This is a genomic window from Kitasatospora sp. NPDC048722, assembly GCF_040650235.1.
Classification (GTDB): domain Bacteria; phylum Actinomycetota; class Actinomycetes; order Streptomycetales; family Streptomycetaceae; genus Kitasatospora.
Genome location: NZ_JBEZGX010000022.1, coordinates 19,479 through 36,735 on the forward strand (window position 1 = coordinate 19,479; position 17,257 = coordinate 36,735).

Genomic DNA, 17,257 nt, shown 5'->3' on the forward strand with positions numbered 1-17,257 from the left:
GGGCACCATCTGGTGCATGACCACCGACCAGGACTTCCTCGCCGACTGCCGCGCCCGCCTCGCCTTCGACCTGCTCGCCAACACCTGGAACGCGGTGGTGGTCTGGGCGCTGCGCCACGGCCCCGAACGGCCCGGTGAACTGCGCGATCGGATCGGCGGGATCAGCCCCAAGGTCCTCACGGAGACGCTGCGCCGGCTGCAGTTCAACGGGCTCGTCGAACGCCGCGCCTACGCCGGATCGCCGCCGCACGTCGAGTACTCCCTGACCGAGCTGGGGCGGACTCTCCTGGAGCCGGTCGAGGCGTTCGGCGCCTGGGCGTTCCGGTACGGCGACGACGTCATGGCGGCGAGGGAGCGGGCAGGGGAGTGAAGCGGAGGAGGCGGCGCGCGGCGGAGTCGATCGCACCGCGCCGCACTTGACAGGACATCAGGACGTCGAGGACAGTCCATATAGCAATGGTTTTCATCTTCGTTAACCGTTGACGCCTTCGGCACCACCAGCCCCACGCACCCCCGCGAAAGGACACCCCCATGTCGCTCGACGTCTCCCCCGCCCTCCTCGCCCAGGCCGCGCACGGCGAGGTCGACGAGGCCGACTTCGTCGAAACCGTCCGCGCGTCGCTCCCCTACGCCTATCAGGTGGTCGCCGGCCTCAGCAGCGAACTCGCCGCCACCGACGAGGAGTTCGTCAACGACAACACCACTCCCACCGACGAGGAGCGCGCCCAGCTGCTGCGCGCCCTCGCCAGCAACGCCATCCGCGGCAGCCTGGAGCGGCACTTCGACGTGACCCTCGCGTTCGTCAACTGCCACCGCGTCGGCGCGTTCCGGCCCGGCGCCGAGACCAGCGAGGCGTACCGGGAGTTCACGTCGCTGCACAACCAGATCCGCAACCAGAGCCCGGAACTGCGCAGCTGCTGACCCCCGGGTGACGACGGGCCTCCGCTCCGCGGCGGGGGCCCGTCGTGTTGCGCCGTGTGGCGGGCGGGTTGCGGCCGCGTTTACGGTCGGTCGGCGATCTTGTGGGGCGGCGGACGGCATGCGTACGTTCGATCCGCACCCCCGGATCGTCCCGTTCCGGTCACGTCCCCATCCCGTCCCGTCCCCGCGGAGGCCGCCATGCCGTCGTCGACCACTCCACGACCGCTGCGCAAGCTCGGCTTCCTCACCATCGGCCTCTTCGACGAGGCCGATCCGCGCCGCGGCCACGAGACCACCCTCGAACTCATCGAACTCGGCGAACGCCTCGGCTTCGACAGCGCCTGGCTGCGCCACCGCCACCTCCAGTACGGCATCTCCTCCCCCGTCGCCGTCCTCGCCGCCGCCAGCCAGCGCACCCGCCGCATCGAACTCGGCACCGCCGTCACGCCGCTCGGCTGGGAGAACCCGCTGCGCCTCGCCGAGGACCTCGCCACCGTCGACGTGCTCTCCGGCGGCCGGCTCAACGCGGGCGTCAGCGTCGGCCCGCCCGCCCACTACGACCGGGTGCGCGGCGCCCTCTACCCCGACACCGGCGACCACCAGGACTTCAGCCCGGCCCGCGCCCGGCGCCTGCTCGACCTCGTCCGGGGCGAACCGGCCTCCGACTTCGCCGGGACCGAGGGCATCGAGGTGTACTCGCAGCGCGTCCAGCCGCACTCCCCCGGGCTCGCCTCCCGGATCTGGTACGGCGGGGGAAGCCTGCGCTCGGTGCGGTGGGCGGGCGAGAACGGGCTGAACCTGCTGATCAGCAGCGTGGTGAAGCCGGAGGAGGCGGCCGAGTCGTACGACTTCGCGGCGATCCAGCTCTCCCTCATCCGCGCCTTCCGCGCCACCCACCCGGACGGCGAGCGCGCCCGCGTCTCCCAGGGGCTCGTCGTGATCCCCACCGACAGCGCCACACCCGCCCAGCGCGCCAAGTACGAGGCCTACGCCGCCGCCCGCGCGCCGCGCACGGGAACGCCGCAGGGCCCGGCCCGGCTGCTGTTCGAGCGCGACTTCGTCGGCACGACGGACGAGCTCGTCGAGCGGCTCCACGCGCACGCCTCGTTCCGGGAGATCGACGAGGTCGCGTTCGCGCTGCCGTTCACCTTCGAGCCCGCCGACTACGTCCAGATCCTCACCGACCTCGCCACCCGCCTCGGCCCCGCCCTCGGCTGGAAGCCGGCGGACCGGGACGAGGCCGTGAGCTGAAAAAGCGCCTGCGGAAAGGCTCTCCACAGGCCCTGGTGCTGTCGTGGGTCGTGCCGGTCGGTTAGAGCGCGGCCACCTGGTCGGTGGTCAGCGCGTAGGGGTAGGTCCGGACGTCGGCGACGGCGCCGTTGGCGAGGTTGCTGTAGGAGCTGCCGTCGGTGTTGGCGGAGGCTCCGCACGCGGTGGCGCCCTCCGCGGCTTTCCCGGGTCGGTTCGCCCCGGTCTTGCGGCAGTCAGAACTCGCAGGTGTCCAGCTCCACGTCGAACGGCTCCGGCAGCCGCAGCCGGACGCCGAAGGGATGTGGGCCCTCGACGAGGGTGTAGCCGACGTCGCCCGGCTGCGAGAAGAGGGTCCACGTGCGCTCCCGACGGTCCACCAGGAGGTAGACGGGAGCCCCGTACTGGGCGTAGCGGCGGCGCTTCACCGTGCGGTCCGTGTCGGCGTTCGACGGGGAGGTGACCTCGACGACGAGGAACGTCTGATCGGGGAGCAGCGCCCCCTCCGACGCCCTGGCGAGTTCGGCGGGTACGACCGCGAGATCCGGCTGGTAGAAGTTCGCCGTACCCGGCAGGTCGAGGTTGCCGGAGCCGGAGCGGAGGCCGAGTTCGCGCATGCGCGGCCGGATCTGCTCGCGGATCACGTCGATGGCGTTCTCATGCGCCCAGGACGGCGACACGGGGGTGATGACACCCTCGATGATCTCGACCCGGGGACCTGCGATGTGCTGGATCGCGTACTTGAGGGCCTGTTCCGGGTTGGGTACGTGGCTGTAGTCACCCGGGCCGGGGTGCGCCGCGCTCACTCCACTGCTCTCCTGTCCGGTGGTGACGCGGTCCGCAACGGACCGACCTCGCGCCAATACTACCGGTGTGCGGATTCGGACTCTGCGTCACCGTCGAGGACGCCTCCACTTCCCCTCTGGTCAGATGACTAAGCGCTTGCTTAGACTCACGCTCACATGTCATCGCCGTACCGACTGGAGGCGCCCCCGTGTCCGCTGTGAATCGCCAGGTCCGTCTTGCCCGCCGGCCCGTCGGGGAGGTGCGCGACGGGGACTGGGAGCTGGTCGACGGCACGGTCGGCGAGGCCGGGGACGGGGAGTTCGTCGGGCGGACGCGGTTCGTGTCGCTCGACCCGGCGATGCGCGGGTGGCTGGACGACCGGCCGTCCTACCTGCCGCCGGTCGGGATCGGCGAGGTCATGCGGGCCGGGTCGGTGGTCGAGGTCGTCGAGTCGCGGCACCCGGAGTTCAAGGTCGGCGACCACGTCGTGGGCGCGTTCGGCGTGCAGGAGTACGCCGTGTCGGACGGCAAGGGCGCGCTGCGCGTCGACCCGTCGCTCGCGCCGCTCTCGACGTACCTGGGCGCGCTCGGGATGCCCGGGATGACGGCGTACTTCGGGCTGCTGGACGTCGGCGCGCTCAAGGAGGGCGAGACGGTCGTGGTGTCCGGCGCGGCCGGGGCCGTCGGGACGATGGTCGGCCAGATCGCCAAGGTCAAGGGCTGCCGGGTGATCGGGATCGCGGGCGGGCCGGAGAAGTGCGCCCTGCTCACCGAGGAGCTCGGCTTCGACGCCGCGATCGACTACCGCGCCGAGGACGTCCGCAAGGCGCTGCGCGCCCACGCGCCGGACGGCATCGACGTCTACTTCGACAACGTCGGCGGGGACATCCTCGACGCCGCCCTCACCCGCCTCGCGATGCACGCCCGTGTCGTGATCTGCGGGGCGATCAGCCAGTACAACAACGAGACCGCCGTCCAGGGCCCTTCCAACTACCTGTCCCTGCTGGTGCGCCGGGCCCGCATGGAGGGCTTCGTCGTCTTCGACTACGCACGCCGCTACGCCGAGGCCGCGGCCGAGATCGCCGGCTGGATCGGCGAGGGCCGGATCAAGGTGAAGGAGCATGTGGTCGAGGGCACCGTCGCCGACTTCCCCCAGACGTTCCGGATGCTCTTCAGCGGCGGGAACACCGGGAAGCTCGTGCTGCAGCTGCCGTGAGCACCCTGCGGACCTGAGGGGCGTTCGCCGTGATCATCGCGGTGAGCGCCCCGCCGGACGAGTGCCGGTGCACGGGGCACTCGACCGGAAATCTTGCGGTGGCGGGCCCGGTGCCGCCGGACGAAAACCACCGATTTGGTACAGAGCGGTATCTCTCTGTGAGCATGGGCGGTCGCTCCACCGAGCGCAGCAGGACCAGGAAAGGCGCACCACCCCCATGCAGACCAGCCCCGCCGTGACCCGGCAGGCTCCCCGGCCGACCCCGCCCACCGACGCGGAGCCCGCCACGCCCTCCCCCTCCCCTTCGGGCCGGCGGTTCGGCCTGCCGACCGCGACCGCGCTCGTGATGGGGAACATCATCGGCGGCGGCATCTTCATGATCCCGGCCGCCGTGGCACCGTTCGGGACGGTCAGCCTGGTCTCCTTCGCGGTGCTGACCGTGGGCGCGATCGCGCTCGCGCTCGTCTTCGGGCAGCTGGCCCGCCGCAACCCGCGCACCGGCGGACCGTACGTCTACGCCCGCGAGGCGTTCGGCGACTTCGCCGGGTTCATCTCGGCCTGGTCGTACTGGATCACCACGTGGGTCAGCAACGCGGCGCTCGCCGTCGCGGCCGTCGGCTACCTCGACGTGCTGGTCCCCGTCCAGCACTCCACCGCGGTCACCATCGCCGCCGCGCTGACCGTGCAGTGGCTGCCCGCGCTGGCGAACCTGGCCGGCACCCGGTACGTCGGTGCCGTCCAACTCGTTTCCACCGTCCTCAAGTTCATCCCGCTGGCGCTGGTGGCGGTGGGCGGCCTCGGCTTCTTCGACCCGAAGAACCTCGGCCCGTTCGACGCATCCGGCCAGGGTGTGGTCGGCGGCATGACGGCCGCCGCGGCGATCCTGCTCTTCAGCTACCTGGGCGTCGAGTCGGCCGCGATGGGCGCGGGCAAGGTCCGCGACCCCGAGCGCAACGTCGGCCGGGCGAGCGTGCTCGGCACGGCCGGCGCCGCCGTGGTCTACCTGCTCGGCACGCTGGCGGTGTTCGGCACCGTCGCGCACGACAAGCTCGTCCACTCCTCCGCGCCGTTCTCGGACGCCGTCGACGCGATGTTCGGCGGTTCGTGGGGCGGGACGGCCATCGCCGTCGCCGCACTGATCTCGATGACGGGCGCGCTCAACGGCTGGACGCTGCTGGCCGCGCAGGCGCCGTACGCGGCGGCCAAGGACGGGCTGTTCCCGGCCGCGTTCGCCAAGGAGAGGCGCGGGGTGCCGGTGCTCGGCGTCGTGGTGAGCGTCGCGCTGGCCTCGGTGCTGACCGTGCTCAACTTCGCGTCCGGCGCGAAGGGCGCGTTCGACGCCCTCGTGCTGATCACCACCTTCACCGCGACCGTCCCCTACCTGCTCTCCACCGCCGCCCAGCTCTTCTGGCTGGTGCGCGGCGGGCGCGAGGTGGCCACCGCCCGTCTCGTCCGCGACGCGGTACTGGGCCTGGGCGCGTTCGGCTTCTCGCTGTGGCTGGTCGCGGGCGCCGGGTACGCGGCCGTCTACCAGGGCGTGCTGTTCCTGTTCGCCGGCATCCTCGTGTTCGTCTGGATGGCCGGGCGCCGCAAGGACTGACCCCCTCCGGCCGGGAGCGCCCGGTGGTACTTGTCCGCCGCAAGTACCGCCGGGCGCTCCCTTCTTGCCCTGACCCGAGGGACACGCCCTAAGCCAGGGGCAGGGTGAACCAGGTGGTCTTGCCCACCTCGGCCGGCCGGGTGCCCCAGCGGTGGGACAGGGCCTCGACGAGGGTGAGGCCGCGGCCCGACTCCTCGTCCGTCTCGGCGAGCCGGGGGTGCGGCAAATGGGGGCTGTGGTCGGTGACTTCGACGACCAGTTCGGCGGGATGGCAGCGCAGGTGCAGCCGCACGGGGCCTTTGCCGTGCTGGATGGCGTTGGTGAGCACCTCGGAGGTCAGCAGTTTGACGTCGTCGGTCAGGTGACCGTGGTTCCACGAGCCGAGGACCTTCTCGACGAAGACCCGCGCCTCGCCGGAGGAGGTCGGAACGGCCGGCAGCTCGATCGCGGCCGTGGCGTCCGGGGCCGCGGGGACCTGGGCCAGCAGGAGCGTGACGTCGTCGTCGTAGCCGGGGACGGGCGGGAGCAGCGCGGTCAGGATGTGGTCGGCCGCGGCTTCCAGGTCACCGGGGTGGGGCATCGTGTCGATGGCGGACATGAGGGTGTCGAGGCGGTCCTCGATGTCGCACCCGGGGGCCTCGATCAGGCCGTCGGTGAAGAGCGCGAGCAGGGTGTGCGGCGGCAGGACGGCCGAGGTCTGCTGGTGCGGGACGCCGCCCACGCCCAGCGGCGCGCTCACGGGAGCGGGCAGGATCCGGGCCGCGTGGCCGGGGGTGGCGGCCAGGATCGGGAGGTGGCCGGCCGAGCAGACGGACACCTCCCGCGTGTCGGGGGCGATGACCAGGTAGCAGCAGGTGACGAGCTGGTCGGGGACCGCGAGGTCGCCGACGACCGTCTCCAGCGACTGCATCAGGTCCCGCGGCTCCATGCCGGTGATGGCCAACGCGTGGGCGGCCGAGCGCAGCTGGCCCATGACGGCGGCGGCCTCCAGGCCACGGCCCATGACGTCCCCGATGAGGATCCCCACCCGGCCGGCGCCCAGCGGGATGAGGTCGAACCAGTCGCCGCCGACTCCCGCTCCCTGGGTCGCCGGCCGGTAGCGGTGGGCGGCGGTGAGCCCGGGAATGGCGGGCGGGGTGCCCATCAGGCTTCGCTGGAGGGTGAGGGCGATGTGCCGCTGCTGCTCGTAGAGCACGGTCAGTTCGGCCTCCGCGGCCTTGCGGTCGCTGACGTCGCGGACGGCGGCGGAGAACAGGAGGCCGTCGCTGGTCTCCAGCGGGCTGAGACTGATCTCGACGGGGAACTCGGTGCCGTCCTTGCGCAGGCCGCGCAGGTCCAGGCCCGCGCCCATGGGCCGCACCTGCCTGTTGGCGGCGTAGTCGTTGCGGTGCCGGGCGTGGTGGCCGCGGAACCGGCCGGGGATCAACAACTCGACCTTCCGTCCGAGGAGTTCCTCGCGACCGTAGCCGAACAGCGCCTCGGTCTGGGCGTTCACCAGCGTGATCGTCCCGGTGTCGTCCACGATGACCATCGCGTCCGGCGCCGCTTCCAGCAGTCCCCGGAACCGCTCCTCGGCGGCCGGCGAACCGTCCTTGCTCTCCCCCTGGGCCTTCGCTGATCTGTGCGCCTTGCCCATGTCGACCCCAGATGCGTCGTGCTGTACGAGTTTCGAAAGGCAATACCACCGCAACGGGGGCGCCGCGCAGGACGGTTGACCCCATTTGCCGCATCACGAACGAAACTGGACGCCATCTGAACGCAACCAACCGTTCACTGGACTCTGTACGTGCGGCGCGCAACGGGCGGACGCCGGACAATCCGGTACCGCCGACCGGCCGCCCCGGGAGAGACTCGACCGGACGACGAGGAGGAGGAACCATGGCACGACCCGCAGTCGGAGCGACGCCGCACCGCTGCACCGAGTGCGGCGGCTACGAGTACGGCGGCGCGCCCGCCTGCTCGGCCTGCCGCGCGCTCGTCGACGGCATCGTCGAGGACGAGTGGGCGGCCTTCCTGGCCCGCATGGGAGCGGCCGGCGAGCGGGACGAGACGGCCCTCGCCGAGATCGTCGCGGCCGAGCCGGACCAGCACGACTGGCGCGTGGTCGACGCCGCCCTCGACCGCCTGACCTGCCCCGACTGCGGCGACCGGCTCGCCCGCGGCCCGCTCGGCTGCGCCCCCTGCGACCTCGCCCACGGCTTCCGCTACGCCGCGATCGAGACCGACCGGCCGGGCGTCCCGTGGGGCAACGAGCACGGCGTCCGCGTCAACGTCTCCGTCGTCCGCCGCCCCCACGTGACCTCCCCCGACGAACTCCTCGCCCGCCGCCTGACCCTGCCCCTCCTCCTGGCGGGCCACCTGCCGACGACGGAGGAGGCGCAGCGGATGAGCGCGCGGATCCGGCAGGCGCCGGCGGCGCGGCGGGCGCAGGTCGTCGAGGAGGCGGTGGAGGAGATGCTGCGGCACACCGCGAGCCGAGGGTGATCGTTTCAGTCCGTAGTCTTCCTCCCATGACCGAGCACTGCTGCGAACTGATGACGAGCCGGGTCGACCGGCACTGCGACCAGCACGACGACCCCTTCGAGTGCCCGGACGCCCTGGTCCACTTCAGCGCCGGGTTCCGGGAGTACGGGCTGATCGTCCACGACGGCGGCGCGTCGATCGTCGAGATCGGCTTCTGCCCGTGGTGCGGTCGGCGCCTTCCCGAATCGCAGCGGGACCGGTGGTTCGACGAGCTGGAGCGCCGCGGGATCGATCCGTGGGTGGACGACGTCCCCGCCGAGTTCGAGGACGGGCGCTGGCTCGCCTCGCTGCCTCAGGAGTAGCGGCCAGGCGCTATGCGAGGGTCTCGGCGGCTCCCGGGGTGAGCCGGTGGAGGCGGTCGGCGAGGCCCGCGGCGGTGAAGTGGGCGGCCCTCCCCTCCCGGCCCTCCGTGAAGTGCTCCCACCGTCCAGCAGCGTGCGACCGGTGGCGTCGAGGTTGTCGGGGTGCTCGTCGTGGCCGAGCAGGATCGCGTCCGCCCCGGACAGCCGGTCGGCGCCGATCGCCGGGCCGGCAGTGCTCCGCAGGGTGACGGGGCCGCGCCGGTACGCGGCGGGTGCGGGGTCGAAGGCCGGGTCGGTGAGCAGGCGCAGGCCGCCGATCTCCAGCAGGGGCGGTGGCGGTGCCGATGCAGGTGACGGTGATGGTCACGTGTTCTCCGTGGTTCAGGTGGTGGTGACGCGGAAGCGGCGTCGGTATTCGGTCGGGGTGGCGCCGAGGTGGTCGCGGAGGACGCGGTGGACGGTCTCGACGGAGCCGAAGCCGCAGGGCGCGCGACGGCGGGCAGGGGCGCTCGGCCGGCGAAGCGGCTCATCGCGGCCGTCGGCTCGGCCGCTCGGTGGCCCGCTCCGGAGCAGTGACGATCGACGCGACGGCCGCCACGATCACCGTGCCGCCGATCACGAGGTTCCGGGTCAGGGGTTCGTGGAGGACGAGGGCGCCGAGGACGACCGCGACGACGGGGTTGACGTAGGCATACGTCGACACGACCGACAGCGGCGCCGCTCGCAGCAGCCACACGTAGCAGGTGAAGGCGCCGAGCGAGCCGAAGACGACGAGGTACGCGAGCGCGGCCCAGGAACGGCCCGAGACGGCGAGCAGGTGGAAGCCCGCCGGCTCACCGCGAAGGACCGCCAGGAGCAGGCAGCCGATGCCGCCGGCCACCATCTCGTAGGCGGTGGCCACGAACGCGTCGTCAGGCACGGGGATGCGGGCGGAAAGGACGGATCCCAGCGCCCACAGCAGCGTACCGACGACCATCACGACGACGCCGGGCAGCGCGATCCGGCCACTCATGCCCGGCGCGGTGAGGACGACCAGCCCCACCACCCCGAGCCCGACACCGACGAGCGCCATGGAACCGGGCCGGTGCCCGCTGCCGATGCGCAGCAGGATCATCCACACCGGCGTGAGCGCCACCAGCAGCGCGGTGAGGCCGGAAGGAAGCTGCGACTCCGCGAGGAAGGCGAGGCCGTTCCCGCCCGCCAGGAGCAGCAGGCCGACGAGCGCCGCGGACGCGAGCTGACGCGGTGCCACGCGAAGTGCGGCGGCACCCTTGCGCCACGCCAGCAGGGCCATGAGCAGCGCGCCCGCGATGGTGAAGCGGGCCGCGGCCGACAGCAGCGGAGGCATGGTTTCGACGGCGACCCGGATGCCGAGGTACGTGGAACCCCACACGACGTAGACCACCGCCAGGGCGAGCCAAGCCGTCCCCGACATCGACGTCGGTCGGTGGGCAGGGCCTTCGAGCCCCGCCGCCCCCCGTCGTCGCGCGCCCAGGCGCTCCTTCACGTTCCCTCCTAGTTTCTCGTGGATGCGACGAGAAACTAGGGGAGCAACGAGCAAGAATCCAAGATTCCTGCCCGATAACGGGCAGGAAACGGCAGTTTCATGTGAGGTGGCCCGCGTTTCGGCGCCATCGTTCATGATCGGACACATGAACGAGATCGACACGGCCGCGCCCTGGCGGCCGGCCGGGGTGCCCGAGGGACCGACGGCCCGAGGCACTCCGGGCGCTCTCCGGCCGGGTCGCCCGCGCGAGCCGGCCGGACGCCACGTCGGCCCGGCCTACCAGGCGGATCCCGCGTACGGGCGGGACCACAGCGACACCTGCAGCGTGACGGCCTTGAACCACGCCTGGTGCATCGCCTCGACCTCCTCCTCCCTGTGCCCCTTGGCCGCGAGGAACGGCCGCATGGTCGCCGTGATCGGGTAGATGAACGCGATCATGTAGCGCAGCGGGATGTGCGGGACGGACCGGGCGCCGTCGGTGGTGTTCTTCTTCTCCGCCGTGTGGCGCAGCGCGATCTCCTCCTGCTGGGCGAGCCAGCGGGCGTCGTACGGGCGGGTGCAGGTGTCGGCGATCCACTGGCCGAAGCGGCGGCGGACGGCGGCCAGGTATTCGGGGACCGGCGCGCCGTCGGGGGTGGAGAAGTAGGCGAGCAGGTGGGGGTGCAAGCCGACGAAGCCGTACCAGACGTCCAGGATCTGCTCGGTCTGGTCGGCCAGGACCTCGCCGGCGAGCCTGAGTGCGGCGACGTCCGCGTCGGAGAACAGGGTTGCCGCGGCGAGGCCTTCGAAGTCGCCGCCGGTGACCGGTGATTCGGGCAGCTCGGGGTCGTCGTAACGGTAGCCGGGAATGGGCGCAGGCGTCATGGCCGTCCTCTGGTCCTTGAACCGGGGGACTCCAATTAGGAGTCCTAACTACTGCGAAGCTACCAATGCGCCGAGGCACGGCGCAAGGACCCGCCCGGCCTCCTTCCAGGAGGAGTTGACGAACGGTCAGCGCGCTGCGGACTCGTGCTCCGGGCAGTCGACCCGCAGGTCCGCCGCGCCGAGCGGGGCCTCCAGCAGCCCGCACCACTCCCCCGCCCGGCCGTCCGGGTGCTCGTCGCTCAGAAAGCGGCAGGTCAGGCAGGTACGCGCGACCGTGATCCGCCCGGTGCGGTTCAGCGAGGCGATGGTCCCCAGCAGGACCCGCAGCGCGGTGGCCCGGTCCTGCGGCGAGCCGGCGGACAGGCCGGCGGTGAGCGGATCGCGCCAGCCGTGCAGCCGTTCGGCGACCTCCCCGCCGAGGCCCGTCGGCACCCAGGACGAGCGCCGGCTGTCGGCGAGGTCCGGCACCGACTCCAGCAGCCCCTTGCGCACCAGGGCGGCGGCGGCATCGCTGACCGTCGGCGCGGACACCTCCAGCCAGCGCGCGAAACTGCCGGTGCTCTGCGGTCCCGCCGTCGGGGAGGTGACCCGCAACAGCAGCTGCGCCTGGGTGACGGAGAGCCCCTCACGCTTGGCGGCATCCCGCAGCATCGCCCGCCCGGCGTCCCCGAGCCGCTCGACCGCGTCGATCAACCGAGCTTCCAGGGAATCGAGTTCACGTTCCGCACCACCCACGAGCCCTCCTCTCCTGCCCGGCACACCAACGGACGGGGCCCCGGCACCCCCCCAGTCTATTCAGCACGGACGGCCTGCCGACGGACGTGCGGCAGAGCCCGCAGCAGCGGCACCGACGAGGAATGACGAACACCCCGAACGACGTGATGCGAAGCAGCCCGAACGGGCGCGGCAGCCACCGCGACCAGGAGGTCCAGGACCACCAGGGCGACGACGTACACCTGGAGCGGCACGGGGACGAAGGAGGCGTAGACGTGGATGCCGACAGAGCGGCGGGCGCGGACGGCGGCGCTGTGCCCACCAAATGCCGTGCCGTGCCGCGCCGCCCCCATCACTCGATCCCCACCTGCGTCCTGCACCGAGCACCGGAACCGCGGGACGTCAGAAGACGCAGGGGATCCCGCCGTCGGACTGGGCGTCCACCTTGGGGCCCTGCATCGGGAGGTTGGCGGCCGGGTCGCTCGGGGCGGCGGCGGGGGTTGCGGGCCGGTCGGAGGCCACGCCGTCGAAGGACGTGCCGAGCGTGACCACGACCCGGCCGGCGCCGGCCGAGGCGGACTCGGTGGCGGTGACGCCGTAGCGGGCGGCGATCTGGTCGGCAGCCTCCTTGGCGCCCTTGCCGTAGGTGACGGTGGTGGTCTTCGGCCTGATGCGCGCCGGGCCGGTCGTCCCCTGCTTGAAGCCCATGCCGACCAGGACCTTGGCCTCGTTGGCGGAGGACACCCCGGCGGCGGAGGAGGCGTTGAACACGTCCACGGTGGCCGGTGCGGCCGCCTGGGTGGGGGCCGGGGGCGCGGACGGGGTTTCCGTCGCACTGCCGGTCGGGGTGTCGCTCGGGGCGGGCACGGGGGCGGCGGCGTCGGCGCCGCCGAAGACCTGCTTGACCACCTTCTGGATCTTCGCCGGGGTGACGAGGTTGACGTCCTGCGGCGGGTCGCCCTTCTTGCCGCCGGTGTCGTAGGTCAGGGTGTTGAACTCGACGTTGCCGCCGGTCAGCGCCGGGGCCTGCTGGGCGAAGTCGAGGATGTTCCACTCGTTGTCGATGACCAGGTCCTTCTGCACCACGCCGAACAGCTTCTGCATCGCCCCGAGGTCGCCGATGACGCCCTGCTGCTTGAGCTTGTGCATCACCGAGGAGATGAAGGCCTGCTGGCGGTGGGTGCGGGCGAAGTCGTCCGAATTCCCGTGCCCGTCGTTGAGGTTGTGGCGCTGGCGGACGAAGGAGAGGGCGTCGGCGGCGTTGAGGTGACTGACCCCGGCCGGGAGCTTCAGCCCGGTACCGCCGCCCTCGTGGCCGGGCGTCCGGGAGATGATCGGGTCGTCCACCGGGTGGGTCAGGCAGACGTCGATCGGCTCCAGCGCCTTGGCGATGTCGTAGAAGCCCATCAGGTTGACCTCCGCGATGTGGTCCACCGGCTGGTCGACGAACCTCTGGACGGTCCGGACGGTGGCCGCGCGCCCGGCGTCGCGGCCCGCCTTCTCCAGGTCCGCGCCCTTGAGCCCCTTGGCCCTGGAACTCTTGTCGAACCGGTCCTTGGCGTTGCCGTAGGCCTCCTTGATCTTGGCCATGCCCATCTCGGAGCCGTCACCGTTGTACGTCATCACCCAGTCGTCGCGCGGGATGGAGACCGCCTGCACCTTGCCGCCGTTCGCCGGTATGTGCAGCAGGATCAGCGAGTTGGTGTTGTAGCCGCCGATGCTGGAGTCGGCACCGGCGTGCAGCTCGTTCTGGACGATGGACGGGTCGACGTCCGAACCGTCCATGTTCTTGCGGCTGTCCAGGCCGATCAGCAGCAGGTTCACCGAGTTGTCGAGGTGCTTGGGGGCGTCCTTCTTCGTCTCGGCGATCGCGTTGGACGTGGTCATCCCGTCGGTCAGGGAGGTGTACTCGTACCAGACCACCCCGCTGGCGGCGAACACCGACAGCCCGACCGAACACGCCACCGTCCGGCCCACGATGAGCGCGGGCGACCGCCTCGCCGCCGCGCCGCGTGCTGCCGCGCCGCCGGTGACCCGTCCACCACTTCGCCTCCGGCCCAAGCCACCCACCCCGTCCTCGAACGACAAGTCTCCTGGTTCTGAGAGTCGCTGACAGGCCGTTCATGTTGCACGATGTGGCACAGATCACGCACGCCCGGCAACGTCGTGATGCCCCGGGACGACCGGCCGGTCCTGGTCGACCTGGAGCTCGCCGTCCGCCCCGGCACCACCATCGACCCCGCCGAAACCCCGGGATTCACCGACCCCGAGCACCTCGGCCCCGCCGACGGACCGGCGCTGCGCCCGGCCCCCCGGCCCTGAGGCGGACTGCTTCGACCTCGGCGTGACCATGCTGCGCGACCACCGGCACCCACCCCGCGCTCGCCGCCGACTGCACTCCGGGCCGCCCGCCGGCCGAGCGGCTCGCCGCCGACCACGGCTCCCCTGCGCCACCTCGCCCACGTGGTCATCGGCCTCACGGCGGCCCCTGCCACGCGCTGGAGGCTGGCGGCCGCACCCGGGCTGGACCGGTCCCTCGGCCCGCCGGCCCGTGCCGAACACCCGTCGTCGATGAGAGTCGCCTTGATGGCCGATGCGGAGGCGGGCGCTGGACGGGAGCGCCCTGACCGGTGGTGCCGTGCCGTCAGGAGAGGGCAGCGGCCAGCCGCTCGGGCAGGGTCGGGTAGGGGCGGCAGGCGATGACGGGCAGGTGGTGACTGCGGGCCTGGGCGGCGAGGTGGTGGGAGTAGCGGGCGCTCACGGCGGCGCGGGCGGGCTGGGGGCCGTCTTCGGGCTCGCGGTGGGCGTAGTTGGCAGCGATCGCGGCCGGGTCGTCCTCGTGGAGGAAGAGGGCGCGCACCCGGCGGCCGCCTGCCCGGGCCTCGGCGACGGCACGAGCGGCGGCGGCCGGGGTGAGGTAGTCGCCTTCGACGATGGCGGGCACGTCGACGGTCAGGCGGTTGCGGACGACGCCGAGCAGTGCGTCGTCCAGGGCGTGCGCGGTGGCGATCTGCAGTTCCAGGACGCGGTCCGCGGGCAGGTCCGCGCCGGGGGCGGCGAGGCCGTCGAAGTGGTGCAGGCCGGGGTGGGTCGCGGCGGAGGTGGCGGCGTGCAGGGCGGCCACGACGTCGTCGAACTCGACGACGAACGCCGCGTGCTGCGCGGCGAGGCGGGCGGCGGCGAGGCTCTTGCCGATCCCGGAGGCGCCGCCGATCAGCAGGACGTCCCACGTGTTGTCGCTGGTGTGCATACGGCAACGGTAGGCGTCCGAGGGATCGGACGGGCCGGCAGGGGGAACGTCGACGCCCCGCCACCATGCCTCAGGCTGCGAGTGGGCTGGGCCGGCTTCGCGTGAAGCGACGTGGACGAGCGCGGTGAGCGCCCGGTCCGGGGGCTGGTCGTCGGTGGCTTGTTCAGGGGCTTCCCCCAACGCCGGAACGGCCTCGGTGGCGGCGCGGCCGGTCAGGACGGCGGTTCCGCCGGGCCGGTCACGTGCCGCAGGTACGCCTCGGGGCGTTCCAGGTAGCGGCGCCAGTGGTCGACGATCGCGAGATCCCGCCAGCGGGTGGGCCGGATGCCGTGGTCGCCGACCTCCAGGACGGCCGAGCCGGGGGTGGAGGCGAGGATCGGCGAGTGGGTGGCGCACACGACCTGGGCCCCGGTGCGGCCGAGCTCGTGCAGCAGGCCGACGAGTCGCAGGCTGGAGGTGAACGAGAGCGCGGCCTCCGGCTCGTCCAGGATGTAGAGGCCCGGCTCGCGGAACATCGACTCGAAGACGGTGAGGAAGCCCTCGCCGTGGCTCATCAGGTCGGTGCGTTCGCTCCAGTACCGGCCCCGCCCCTGCTTCTCCTCCATCATCTGCAGTGCCGTCTCGGCCCGCAGGAAGAACCCGTTGCGCCGCGAGCGCGGGCCCGAGGCCATCGCCCGCCCGCGCTCGGTGTGGTCGAGGCGCAGGTACTCGCCGAGCACCCCGCGCTCCCTGGGTCCGGCGTAGCGGGCACCGGCCCGCCCGCCGTGGTTGTCCACGCCGTAGGCCTCGGCGAGGGCCTCGACCAGGGTGGACTTGCCCGAGCCGTTCTCGCCGACCAGGAAGGTCACGGGCGCAGGGAAGGCGATGCCGCCGCCGAGCAGGCCCCGCACGCACGGGACCGTCCACGGCCACTGCGACAGCTGCCGCTCCGCGAGCATCTCCCGGTGGACGCGCATGCGCTCGACGATCACTCTTCACGCTCCTCGGTTCGTGCACTGTCCGGCTCACCATAGGCGGGCCCACCGACAGCGGCTCTCGGAGGCGGCTCGGCGCAGGCCGGGGAGGGCGCGCAGTTCGGCGATGCGGAGCAGGCGGGCGAGGAGGAGGAACAGGAGCGCCCGCGAACGCGGCCGGGACGATGACGACGCCGCTGATCCGCAGCGAGCGGGAGAGGTCCGCGCGGAGGTCGCCGACGCGGTGCTCGACGACCGCGCGGCTCATGCCGAGGCGCTGCTCGAACGCGGCCCCGCCGTCGGGGTGTTCGGCGCGGGCCCGGAGGAGCTGCGGGACGAGCACGGAGTTGCGCGCGCCGCCGATCAGCAGGAAGTACAGGCTGGTGGGGACGGTGTCGGCCAGGTTGTACGTGGTGGCCAGCAGGCCGACGCCCAGGGCGTTGGCCTGGAGCACCTGGCGGATCAGGCCGGTGGCGCGCGAGACCACCGTCCCGGCGGCCATGAGCGCCGAGGAGCGCCGTAGTCCGCCCGGTCGGACCCGGGATGCGTGCCGTCCGCGCGGCTTCCGTCCGATCATGGAACGAACTGACGCCCGGACGAAGGTCGGTGGTTCCCCGCTCAGTCCGTCCAGAGGGTGACCGTCGCGTTCAGCAGGTAGTCGGCCGGGGCGATCGAGTCGATCCTGATCAGGGCCGTGCGCCCGCCGGGGGTCCGGAGGCAGACGAGCGAGCCGATGCTCACGTGGGCGGTCTGGCCGGGGTGCGTCATCGCCCAGTCTCGGCACTGGGCGCCGGTCGGGGCCGACCGGCCGGACCAGATGCCGAACTGGTCGTGGTCCATCTGGATCTCGTCGTACAGGTTGGCGGTCGTCGGCGTGAAGCCACCGGCGTAGATGCCGTGCGCGAAGCCGGCGGCGCGGGACGGCGGGGTCAGGTCGAAGTCGATGCCGCCTTCCATGGGGACGGCGACCTGGCCGCTCCAGACCTGGACGGGCCCGGTGGCCGAGGGGGACGGCGGAGCGGCGGCGGTGGCGGGCGCGGACGTTCCAGCGGACGCCTCGGCGGACGTTCCGGAGGCCCTGGGCGGCGCCACGGCGACGGCCGGCGTCGGCAGTTGCCTCGGATCGTCGCTCTTGGTCCGGACCGCCATCCCGAGGACCAGCGCCAGCACCCCGACCGCGACCACGCCGAACCGCGCGCCGTTCGACTTCGGCCCGGGCAGGCTGATCCCCGCGCCGCTCGCGGCCTCCTTCGCGAAGGCCACGACGAAGCAGAGCAGTCCGAAGACCCACAGAGTGATCGTTCCGGCCATCGGTCCCCGTCCCCCGGCGCTTCCGATCCGACATCAGGCCCGCCGATGGTACCGGGTTCCGG

18 protein-coding genes and 2 pseudogenes are annotated in these 17,257 nt (G+C 72.4%); 8 read left to right on the forward strand and 12 right to left on the reverse strand.

Going from position 1 to position 17,257, the window contains the following annotated elements:
• Positions 1-16 precede the first annotated feature (16 nt).
• From AB0C76_RS18025 to AB0C76_RS18035, 3 genes are all read left to right on the forward strand, one after another.
• Complete coding sequence (locus AB0C76_RS18025) at positions 17-370, forward strand: helix-turn-helix domain-containing protein (RefSeq protein WP_359965747.1); 354 nt, start codon at positions 17-19, stop codon at positions 368-370.
• Between the two features lie 161 nt (positions 371-531).
• Positions 532-921, forward strand: coding sequence for an SCO5389 family protein (locus tag AB0C76_RS18030; RefSeq protein WP_359965750.1), 390 nt, complete (start codon positions 532-534; stop codon positions 919-921).
• A gap of 198 nt (positions 922-1,119) precedes the next feature.
• On the forward strand, positions 1,120-2,172 hold the full coding sequence (locus AB0C76_RS18035; RefSeq protein WP_359965753.1) for an LLM class flavin-dependent oxidoreductase: 1,053 nt from the start codon (positions 1,120-1,122) through the stop codon (positions 2,170-2,172).
• A 233-nt stretch (positions 2,173-2,405) separates the two neighbouring features.
• Here AB0C76_RS18035 and AB0C76_RS18040 read toward each other — a convergent pair whose 3' ends face one another.
• Entirely contained in the window at positions 2,406-2,975 is a 570-nt protein-coding gene (locus AB0C76_RS18040) for a Uma2 family endonuclease (protein WP_359965756.1), read from the reverse strand.
• A 188-nt stretch (positions 2,976-3,163) separates the two neighbouring features.
• Between AB0C76_RS18040 and AB0C76_RS18045 the strand changes: the two genes are divergently transcribed.
• Both AB0C76_RS18045 and AB0C76_RS18050 read left to right on the forward strand, forming a co-directional pair.
• Positions 3,164-4,171: an NADP-dependent oxidoreductase gene (locus tag AB0C76_RS18045; RefSeq protein ID WP_359965759.1), complete on the forward strand. Its 1,008-nt coding sequence runs from the start codon at positions 3,164-3,166 to the stop codon at positions 4,169-4,171.
• 217 nt (positions 4,172-4,388) lie between these two features.
• Entirely contained in the window at positions 4,389-5,771 is a 1,383-nt protein-coding gene (locus AB0C76_RS18050; protein ID WP_359965762.1) for an amino acid permease, read from the forward strand.
• Positions 5,772-5,859: 88 nt separating this feature from the next.
• On the opposite strand, the gene AB0C76_RS18055 is transcribed toward AB0C76_RS18050, so the two are convergent.
• A complete protein-coding gene (locus tag AB0C76_RS18055; RefSeq protein WP_359965765.1) occupies positions 5,860-7,407 on the reverse strand; it encodes a SpoIIE family protein phosphatase in 1,548 nt (515 codons plus the stop codon).
• Between the two features lie 242 nt (positions 7,408-7,649).
• Between AB0C76_RS18055 and AB0C76_RS18060 the strand changes: the two genes are divergently transcribed.
• Together AB0C76_RS18060 and AB0C76_RS18065 are read left to right on the forward strand one after the other, a co-directional pair.
• Positions 7,650-8,255, forward strand: a complete 606-nt coding sequence (locus AB0C76_RS18060; protein WP_359965768.1) for a hypothetical protein — start codon at positions 7,650-7,652, stop codon at positions 8,253-8,255.
• 26 nt (positions 8,256-8,281) lie between these two features.
• A complete protein-coding gene (locus AB0C76_RS18065; RefSeq protein ID WP_359965771.1) occupies positions 8,282-8,596 on the forward strand; it encodes a hypothetical protein in 315 nt (104 codons plus the stop codon).
• A 381-nt stretch (positions 8,597-8,977) separates the two neighbouring features.
• On the opposite strand, the pseudogene AB0C76_RS18070 reads toward AB0C76_RS18065, so the two are convergent.
• The 6 genes and pseudogenes from AB0C76_RS18070 to AB0C76_RS18095 form a co-directional block, all read right to left on the reverse strand.
• A pseudogene (locus AB0C76_RS18070) lies at positions 8,978-9,079 on the reverse strand (AraC family transcriptional regulator); the annotation flags it as partial.
• 43 nt (positions 9,080-9,122) lie between these two features.
• Positions 9,123-10,031, reverse strand: coding sequence for an EamA family transporter (locus AB0C76_RS18075; RefSeq protein ID WP_359965774.1), 909 nt, complete (start codon positions 10,029-10,031; stop codon positions 9,123-9,125).
• A 348-nt stretch (positions 10,032-10,379) separates the two neighbouring features.
• Entirely contained in the window at positions 10,380-10,967 is a 588-nt protein-coding gene (locus AB0C76_RS18080; RefSeq protein ID WP_359965777.1) for a protoglobin domain-containing protein, read from the reverse strand.
• A gap of 126 nt (positions 10,968-11,093) precedes the next feature.
• On the reverse strand, positions 11,094-11,702 hold the full coding sequence (locus tag AB0C76_RS18085) for a MarR family winged helix-turn-helix transcriptional regulator (protein WP_359965780.1): 609 nt from the start codon (positions 11,700-11,702) through the stop codon (positions 11,094-11,096).
• A 56-nt stretch (positions 11,703-11,758) separates the two neighbouring features.
• On the reverse strand, positions 11,759-12,034 hold the full coding sequence (locus AB0C76_RS18090; RefSeq protein ID WP_359965783.1) for a hypothetical protein: 276 nt from the start codon (positions 12,032-12,034) through the stop codon (positions 11,759-11,761).
• A gap of 49 nt (positions 12,035-12,083) precedes the next feature.
• On the reverse strand, positions 12,084-13,646 hold the full coding sequence (locus tag AB0C76_RS18095) for an LCP family protein (RefSeq protein WP_359965786.1): 1,563 nt from the start codon (positions 13,644-13,646) through the stop codon (positions 12,084-12,086).
• 168 nt (positions 13,647-13,814) lie between these two features.
• Here AB0C76_RS18095 and AB0C76_RS18100 point away from each other — a divergent pair, with 168 nt between their 5' ends.
• Positions 13,815-14,003, forward strand: a complete 189-nt coding sequence (locus tag AB0C76_RS18100; protein ID WP_359965789.1) for a hypothetical protein — start codon at positions 13,815-13,817, stop codon at positions 14,001-14,003.
• Positions 14,004-14,325: 322 nt separating this feature from the next.
• Here AB0C76_RS18100 and AB0C76_RS18105 read toward each other — a convergent pair whose 3' ends face one another.
• From AB0C76_RS18105 to AB0C76_RS18120, 4 genes and pseudogenes are all read right to left on the reverse strand, one after another.
• Entirely contained in the window at positions 14,326-14,931 is a 606-nt protein-coding gene (locus tag AB0C76_RS18105) for an AAA family ATPase (protein ID WP_359966045.1), read from the reverse strand.
• A 212-nt stretch (positions 14,932-15,143) separates the two neighbouring features.
• Positions 15,144-15,902, reverse strand: a complete 759-nt coding sequence (locus tag AB0C76_RS18110) for an AAA family ATPase (RefSeq protein ID WP_359965792.1) — start codon at positions 15,900-15,902, stop codon at positions 15,144-15,146.
• Positions 15,903-16,155: 253 nt separating this feature from the next.
• A pseudogene (locus AB0C76_RS18115) lies at positions 16,156-16,386 on the reverse strand (lipid II flippase MurJ); the annotation flags it as partial.
• Between the two features lie 116 nt (positions 16,387-16,502).
• Positions 16,503-17,195, reverse strand: a complete 693-nt coding sequence (locus AB0C76_RS18120) for a hypothetical protein (protein ID WP_359965795.1) — start codon at positions 17,193-17,195, stop codon at positions 16,503-16,505.
• Between the last annotated feature and the right edge of the window lie 62 nt (positions 17,196-17,257).

Coding starts and splice junctions, on each gene's coding strand:
- AB0C76_RS18025 (WP_359965747.1), top strand. CDS start 17: ATGACCACCGACCAGGACTTCCTCGCCGACTGCCGCGCCCGCCTCGCC.
- AB0C76_RS18030 (WP_359965750.1), top strand. CDS start 532: ATGTCGCTCGACGTCTCCCCCGCCCTCCTCGCCCAGGCCGCGCACGGC.
- AB0C76_RS18035 (WP_359965753.1), top strand. CDS start 1,120: ATGCCGTCGTCGACCACTCCACGACCGCTGCGCAAGCTCGGCTTCCTC.
- AB0C76_RS18050 (WP_359965762.1), top strand. CDS start 4,389: ATGCAGACCAGCCCCGCCGTGACCCGGCAGGCTCCCCGGCCGACCCCG.
- AB0C76_RS18055 (WP_359965765.1), bottom strand. CDS start 7,407: ATGGGCAAGGCGCACAGATCAGCGAAGGCCCAGGGGGAGAGCAAGGAC.
- AB0C76_RS18060 (WP_359965768.1), top strand. CDS start 7,650: ATGGCACGACCCGCAGTCGGAGCGACGCCGCACCGCTGCACCGAGTGC.
- AB0C76_RS18065 (WP_359965771.1), top strand. CDS start 8,282: ATGACCGAGCACTGCTGCGAACTGATGACGAGCCGGGTCGACCGGCAC.
- AB0C76_RS18075 (WP_359965774.1), bottom strand. CDS start 10,031: ATGTCGGGGACGGCTTGGCTCGCCCTGGCGGTGGTCTACGTCGTGTGG.
- AB0C76_RS18080 (WP_359965777.1), bottom strand. CDS start 10,967: ATGACGCCTGCGCCCATTCCCGGCTACCGTTACGACGACCCCGAGCTG.
- AB0C76_RS18090 (WP_359965783.1), bottom strand. CDS start 12,034: ATGGGGGCGGCGCGGCACGGCACGGCATTTGGTGGGCACAGCGCCGCC.
- AB0C76_RS18100 (WP_359965789.1), top strand. CDS start 13,815: ATGTGGCACAGATCACGCACGCCCGGCAACGTCGTGATGCCCCGGGAC.
- AB0C76_RS18105 (WP_359966045.1), bottom strand. CDS start 14,931: ATGCACACCAGCGACAACACGTGGGACGTCCTGCTGATCGGCGGCGCC.
- AB0C76_RS18120 (WP_359965795.1), bottom strand. CDS start 17,195: ATGGCCGGAACGATCACTCTGTGGGTCTTCGGACTGCTCTGCTTCGTC.